Here is a 233-nt window from a genome sequence, read left to right on the forward strand (position 1 = left end):
AACACTTTGAAGTTCATGATTACATGAAAAATCGTGTTCTATTAACTCGACATAAACCTGACTTGAGATCAATCCGAAGTGATTAAACTTTTCTGCAGAAGCTTGCCTGTTATGAGCCAGCATCACATCAGGCATCATATTAATGAATAGGAAATGGTCAGGATAAAAACTGGCAAAGTTTTTCACATGAATTTCTCGTGCCTTCCGATCCAGGTTGACCTTGTCTGTCATGT

The 233-nt window shown here is 38.2% G+C and carries 1 protein-coding gene; it reads right to left on the reverse strand.

Going from position 1 to position 233, the window contains the following annotated elements:
• Window positions 1–186, reverse strand: a 186-nt coding sequence (locus tag ACYP03_RS28195; protein WP_459782963.1) for a hypothetical protein, incomplete at its 3' end; no start/stop codon positions are given.
• Window positions 187–233: the final 47 nt, after the last annotated feature.

It is taken from the genome of Photobacterium sp. R1 (assembly GCF_054600795.1).